A 6,787-nucleotide genomic window follows, 5' to 3' on the forward strand; every position below is an offset into this window, starting at 1 on the left:
TCCGGAGTAACATGGATATGAAAAGCAAAAACATATTTTTGCAACTCATTATCAAAAACCTGGGTAATATGTTTTCCGAAATTCGGATGGCTTTGGTCAGGTGCTTCTATCACATCTCCGGACCCGCCAAAGGCGCTGTTTATTAACGAATATGCATCGTCTTTTCCATTTGCACTTAATGTAACGCCAGAAAATTGCTCTTCTTCTATTGGATTTTCTTTAGGTGGATCTAAAATAAATTTGTCTTTTTCTTTACAAGACAATAACACTAATAGCGATAAGGCAAATAGATATTTCATAATTTAAGTTATTGGTTAACCAATATTTGGTTAACCAAATATAAACAATATTTAATAAAATCAAATGTTTATATTAAAACGTTTATGAAACGGTAGATTAGCGCTCCATTGCTGAAGACAAACAACCATTCTAAGACAAATAATTCCTTATCATATTAACTTAAAAGGTTAAATTCGCATGTTTTAATTCTTATAGTTTTGAATCATCCTATATACGTAACTAAATTTTCAGGCGAAAAAGTAGAGTTTAATCCTTCTGCATTAAAAAACTCGCTTATTAAATCTGGCGCACCATTACAACAAGTAGAATATGTTTTTAATGAAATGAAAAAACACATCTACGACGGAATCACTACCCGAAAACTTTACCAAATTGCCTTCAAGCTTCTGAAACAACAGAGAAATGTTTTTGCAGCCAGGTATAGTCTTAAAAAAGCTCTAAGAGATTTAGGTCCTGCCGGATATTATTTTGAAAAATGGGTAGCAAAAGTATTTGAGTATTACGGTTTCCAAACCTTAACAGGACAGCTATTGGACGGAAAGGCTGTGAAGCATGAAGTTGATGTAGTGGCGCAAAAAGACGAAAGGCTTATTTTGGCAGAATGTAAATTCAGGAATACAGTCGATGCAAAAATAAGCGTTACTACACCTATGTATTTCCTTTCCAGAATTAAGGATCTTGAAGAGAAAAGCTTTAATTTTTTTGGAACAGCAATGAAACTTACAGAGGGTTGGCTGGTAAGCAATGCTTATCTGACTAAAGATGCCATAGCTTTTGCAGAATGTTATAATATTGGTTTGATATCCTGGGATTATCCTGAAGATAGAAGTATAAAACGCCGTGTAGACCAAGGTGGGCTTTACCCTATCACCTGTCTTACAACCATTTCGCAGACCGAAAAAGAATTACTGCTTCAAAAAGGTTGTATTTTGGTTAAAGATATTATCAGAGAAAGCTCTTTAATTGAATTTCTCAACATTTCTCACAAAAAAGCTAAAAACATCTTAAAGGAAGCTCGTGAGCTAACCGAGCTATCCAGCACAAACGACGAATAAATAAAGTCAGAAGAAGCTAACATGGAATACAAAATAAAAAACATCATATTCGATTACGGGAATGTAATTTTTGACATCGACTTTATAAAAGCTCAGGAATCTTTTGCTAAACTGGGTGTCAACAATATTCAGGATATCTATGGACATAAAAATCAAAGCTCTATTTTTGATCAGTTTGATAAAGGAGCTATCGGTGCATCAGAATTCAGAAGTGAAATAAGAAGATTAACAGGTCATAATCAGTTATCAGACCAACAGATAGATGATGCATGGAATTCACTTTTGTTAGGTGTACCCGCCGGAAACCACGAATTATTGCTAAAAATAAAAGAACAATACAACACTTTCTTATTGAGTAATAATAACGAAATTCATTATCAATGGATTATTGATTATCTGAAAAGAGACTTCGACCTCGAAGACAATTCTTCATTTTTCACTAAAGATTATTACTCTCATTTAATGGGAATGCGTAAACCAGATAAGGAAATTTTTGAAATTGTTCTGGACAATCATCAACTAAATCCAAAAGAAACACTTTTTATAGACGATAGCCCTCAACATTTAAAGACCGCTCGGGAATTGGGTTTACAAACTTATTTGATGACAAAACCTGATACCTTACAAAAATACTTCAGGACAAATGGTTTGTTAAAAAGCCTGTAATTTTAAGGATGTAATAGATTAGCTTTTCGTAATATTGCAACAGATGATTGAATTTAAACTAGAGGGAGATTTCATTCCCATGATACAATGGCTTAAGGCTACAGATCTGGTTATGTCTGGCGGAGAAGCACAAACAGTAGTTGAAGCCGGATTGGTTAAATACAACGGAAAAGTAGACTACAGAAAAAGATTGAAAGTAAAAAAGGGCGACATCATAGAATTTAACAAGCAAAAAATAAAAGTAATATGAACCAGTTAACTAGCAGCGGCTACAATATATATTTTGATAATACCCTAAGCTCTTTAGAAAATTTTTTAGCAGAAAACAGTTACTCGAAGGTATTTATTATAACAGATGAAAATACAGGAAAATATTGTTTGCCTGTGCTTCAAAACAAACTGCCGAACCTGGACAATTACGATATCATAGAAATTCCCTATGGAGAAGAAAATAAAAATATAGATTTCTGTATTGGCATATGGAAAATGTTATTGGATTTTGAAGCCGACAGAAATGCCTTAGTTATTAATTTAGGTGGAGGCGTAGTAACTGACATGGGAAGTTTTGCAGCATCTACGTATAAAAGGGGTATCGATTTTCTGCAGATACCTACTACCCTTTTATCGCAGGTAGACGCGTCTGTTGGTGGAAAAACGGGAATAGATATAGATAGTGTAAAAAATATCATTGGTACTTTCGCACAACCAAAAGCAGTAATTATTTGCGATGAGTTTATAGAAACCTTACCTGAAAACCAACTTATATCCGGATTCGCTGAAGTTATAAAACACGGAATTATAGCCGACAATGTTTATTACAATGAAGTTGTAAAATTGGCTTCTCCTAAAGAAATCACTATAGCGCAAATTAAACGTTCTGTAGAAATCAAAAATGAAGTAGTTTTAGAAGATCCTTTCGAAAAAGGATTAAGAAAGATCTTAAACTTCGGCCATACAATTGGTCATGCAATAGAATCATGGTCCTTAGAAAACGATAGTAAATCGCTTACTCACGGTGAAGCCATTGCCATAGGAATGATTACAGAAGCTTATATAGCTAATAAAACAGGAATGCTTTCTGTTGAAGAGTTAAATATCATAAAAAACGATATCCTTAAATTCTTCCCTAAATACAGCTTAAAATCAGATATTTACGACGTTTTACTTGAAATAATGCAACATGATAAAAAGAATATATCTGGTAAGATTAATTTTTCTCTACCTGATAAAATTGGAAATTGTAAATTCAATATTGTTGTAAGTCACGATTTAATTAAAGAAAGTTTAGACTATTATAGAAATATTTAAAAAAAAGATAGCGCTTATATTATAGGCGCTATTTTTTTATCTTCTGCCAACCAAACAATAACATTTCTTAACATTTAGTGTTTATCTTTTTTTAGATATTGGATGGGCATTTTTATTTAAAAATTAGCTATCTTTTTTCATCTTTATATATATGTTCAAAGAAATACGTAATAAGCCGCTTAGATACCTTATAATAGTAATATACTTAGTTGTTTTATTTATATGCGCCATAGAAATCAATTTTCTTGGCTTATTTGGATATACTCCGCCCAAAAAAGATATTAAATTTCCTTCACTCAGCATTGCATCTGAAGTTTATACAGCCGATGGAAAGCTAATTGGAAGATATTACCGGGAGAACAGAACACCGGTTACATTTAATGAGATAAGCCCATCTATTGTCAATGCTCTAATTGCAACAGAAGATATAAGGTTTTACAAGCATTCGGGAGTAGACTTTTATTCCATCGCTTCCGGAATTATATCTACCGTTACTGGAGATAAAAGAGGTGGAAGCACTATTACACAACAGCTTGCAAAAAATCTATACAGAACCAGAAATAATAAATCGCAAGGTTTTGTAAAACATATTCCTCTTGTTAGAACATTAATATCCAAATTCAAAGAATGGCTAACTGCTTACAAGTTGGAATCTAATTATTCCAAAGAGGATATTCTTACCATGTATTTAAACACCGTGCCGTTTGGTAACAATTCATACGGGATAAATACCGCTGCAAAGCATTATTTTGATAAATCGGTAAGTAATGTTAATGTACAGGAAGCTGCACTCCTGGTTGGAATGTTAAAAGCTACTTCTACATACAATCCTATTAAAAACCCGGAAAGGTCTTTGGAAAGAAGGAATGTTGTCTTATCTCAGATGAATAAGTACGATTATCTGGATAACCAATCCTATCAAAAAGCTGTAAAACAACCTATTAAACTGAAATTAGGAAAAGATTCTAAAAAAAATGAAGGTGATTCTTACTTAAGAGCAGCTGTTGCGAAATGGTTAGAAAAATGGTGTGAGAAAAATGGTTATGACTTATATGAAGATGGATTAAGAATCTATACCACCATAGATTCTAAACTTCAGAAATATGCGGAAGAAGCTGTATCTGAACAAATGAAAGTTCTGCAAAGAAGATTCTATAATTCCTGGGGAAATGATATTCCATGGAGAGACTCTGAAGGGAAAGTAATCGAGAATTTTATAGAAAGCAACCTCCAAAAACTATCCTGGTATGCAGGAATAAAGAAAAAATATCAAAACCAGCCAGATTCATTACAAGCTTATCTCAACAAGAAAAAGAAGATGACGGTTTTTGACTGGAATGGAGATAAGGAAGTTGAGTTCTCCACTATAGATTCTATAGAATATTATGCCAAGATATTAAATACCGGTATGATGACTTTAGATCCATTTTCCGGAAAAATAAAAGTATGGATTGGCGGAGATAATTACAATTATTTTAAATACGATCACGTAAAACAAGCCAAACGTCAGGCAGGTTCTACCTTTAAACCATTTGCCTATTTAGCCGCATTAGAGAGCGGTCTCTCCCCTTGCGACAAATTCACAGATAAACCCGTAAAAATTGAATATACTTTAAATAAGAAACAAGAGGTTTGGGAACCCAAAAATGCAGACTGGAACTTCTCTTACAGAGAAATGTCTTTAAGATGGGCAATGGCCAGATCTGTAAATTCTATTACAGCCCAAATTACCGAGTTAGTTGGCTGGGATAAAGTAGTTGAGTATGCTCATAAATGTGGTATCGAAAGTCCTTTACAATCCGTACCTTCTGTAAGTCTGGGTTCAAATGATGTTAGCGTTTTTGAAATGGTAAAGGCTTACGGAACTTTCCTTAATGAGGGAAAACGTGTGGAACCTATATTGGTTGAAAAAATTACAGATTTTGATGGTAAAACTATTGAAGAATTTACGGCAAAACAACAAAGAGTCATTAGCGAAGAAATTGCCTGGCTGATGCTTTATATGTTCAGAGGTGGTATGGAAGAACCTGGTGGAACTTCTCAAGCTTTATGGGAATGGGACTTATTCAAAAAGAACAACCAAATTGGAGGAAAGACAGGAACCTCGTCTGATTATGTAGATGGCTGGTATATGGGAATAACCAAAGACTTGGTCACCGGAGTTTGGGTTGGTGCAGATGACAGAAGCGTACATTTTAAAAATTCTGAAACCGGGGAAGGCTCCAGAACAGCGCTTCCTATTTTTGCCAAGTTTATGGAGAAGGTATATAAAGATCCCTCAACAGGTATAACCTTAGGTCCGTTTCCAAAACCAAAAATAGAAATTAAACGTACTTATAATTGTCCTAGCCCTAGGATTGTAATAGATACGACAACTACAGATAGTTTAACAACAGATTCGCTGGCTAACCCTCTGGAAATAGAAGAAGTAATACCTGTACCAGATGAAACGAAATTAGAACCAAAAGAAAAAACTGATGTTAAGTCTAATAATACAAAAACTCCTTCAGAAAAAACGGAAGACAAACAAGAAACTCCTTTAACCAGAAAAGAAGAGCGACAATTAAGAAGACAACTAAAGAAAGAAGGAAAAAGTAATTAACAATAGAATATTATAAATTTAAGATATCTGAGATGAACATTTACCAGAAAATTTTCAATGTTAAGCAGCTTTTTTTAATCGTTATAGGCACTGCTTTACTTAGTATTGGAAATCAAGCGCAGGCGCAATACTTTGGGCAAAATAAGGTTCGATATAAAAACCTGAAGTTTAAAGTTTACGAAACTCCCCATTTTCATTTGTATTATTATACGAAAAACGATAGCGTAATAAAGAATTTTGCAAAGGAAAGTGAAGCCTGGTATCACTTGCATCAACAGGTTTTTAGAGATACTTTTAGAAAACCTAATCCTATTATTCTTTATGGAAACTCGCCGGAATTTCAACAAACAACTATCATAGACAGCGAAATTGGTGTAGGTACCGGCGGTGTGACAGAAGGTTTAAAGAATCGGGTTTTCATGCCGCTTCAGGAAATCAATTTTCAGACGAGACACGTTTTAGGCCACGAGTTGGTACATGCATTTCAATATCATTCTTTAATTGAAGGAGATTCTACTCAGTTAGAAAATATAGGAAATTTACCTTTATGGATGGTTGAAGGAATGGCAGAATATCTTTCTTTGGGTAAGGTTGATGCGAATACTGCTATGTGGATGAGAGATGCAGTTTTAAATAAAGATATTCCTACACTACGCGACTTAACTACCAATAGCAAATACTTCCCTTACAGATACGGACAGGCCTTTTGGGCATTTATAGGATCTACTTATGGCGATACGCTGATTATGCCATTTTTCAAATCGACTGCAAAGTTTGGTTATGAAATGGCTATCAGAAGGACTTTTGGCTATGATGAAAGAACTTTATCCAGTTTATGGAAAAGCGCTTTGGAAAA

6 protein-coding genes and 1 pseudogene are annotated in these 6,787 nt (G+C 34.0%); 6 read left to right on the plus strand and 1 reads right to left on the minus strand.

All coding sequences use genetic code 11. The features are described from left to right. A pseudogene (locus tag ABWO41_RS13775) lies at window positions 1-299 on the minus strand (hypothetical protein); the annotation flags it as partial. A 198-nt stretch (window positions 300-497) separates the two neighbouring features. Here ABWO41_RS13775 and ABWO41_RS13780 point away from each other — a divergent pair. The 6 genes from ABWO41_RS13780 to ABWO41_RS13805 form a co-directional block, all read left to right on the plus strand. Beyond that, complete coding sequence (locus ABWO41_RS13780; protein WP_353139107.1) at window positions 498-1,355, plus strand: restriction endonuclease; 858 nt, start codon at window positions 498-500, stop codon at window positions 1,353-1,355. A 21-nt stretch (window positions 1,356-1,376) separates the two neighbouring features. Beyond that, window positions 1,377-2,021: an HAD family hydrolase gene (locus tag ABWO41_RS13785; protein WP_353139110.1), complete on the plus strand. Its 645-nt coding sequence runs from the start codon at window positions 1,377-1,379 to the stop codon at window positions 2,019-2,021. A gap of 43 nt (window positions 2,022-2,064) precedes the next feature. Continuing rightward, entirely contained in the window at window positions 2,065-2,271 is a 207-nt protein-coding gene (locus ABWO41_RS13790; RefSeq protein WP_353139113.1) for an RNA-binding S4 domain-containing protein, read from the plus strand. Continuing rightward, the gene (aroB, locus tag ABWO41_RS13795) at window positions 2,268-3,329 is read left to right on the plus strand and encodes a 3-dehydroquinate synthase (RefSeq protein WP_353139116.1); all 1,062 of its coding nucleotides are present in this window, start codon (window positions 2,268-2,270) and stop codon (window positions 3,327-3,329) included. The genes ABWO41_RS13790 and aroB overlap by 4 nt, the downstream gene beginning before the upstream one ends. 151 nt (window positions 3,330-3,480) lie before the next feature. Beyond that, the gene (locus tag ABWO41_RS13800; protein WP_353139119.1) at window positions 3,481-5,931 is read left to right on the plus strand and encodes a transglycosylase domain-containing protein; all 2,451 of its coding nucleotides are present in this window, start codon (window positions 3,481-3,483) and stop codon (window positions 5,929-5,931) included. Between the two features lie 32 nt (window positions 5,932-5,963). Continuing rightward, window positions 5,964-6,787 (plus strand): peptidase MA family metallohydrolase (locus tag ABWO41_RS13805; RefSeq protein ID WP_353139122.1); only part of this gene is annotated, 824 nt, incomplete at its 3' end.

The sequence above is a fragment of the Pseudopedobacter sp. genome (assembly GCF_040392825.1).
GTDB lineage: Bacteria > Bacteroidota > Bacteroidia > Sphingobacteriales > Sphingobacteriaceae > Pseudopedobacter.

What these genes read in the sequence shown, in the direction of transcription:
- ABWO41_RS13785 (WP_353139110.1), top strand. Translation starts at nt 1,377, where the DNA reads ATGGAATACAAAATAAAAAACATCATATTCGATTACGGGAATGTAATT.
- ABWO41_RS13790 (WP_353139113.1), top strand. Translation starts at nt 2,065, where the DNA reads ATGATTGAATTTAAACTAGAGGGAGATTTCATTCCCATGATACAATGG.
- aroB (WP_353139116.1), top strand. Translation starts at nt 2,268, where the DNA reads ATGAACCAGTTAACTAGCAGCGGCTACAATATATATTTTGATAATACC.
- ABWO41_RS13800 (WP_353139119.1), top strand. Translation starts at nt 3,481, where the DNA reads ATGTTCAAAGAAATACGTAATAAGCCGCTTAGATACCTTATAATAGTA.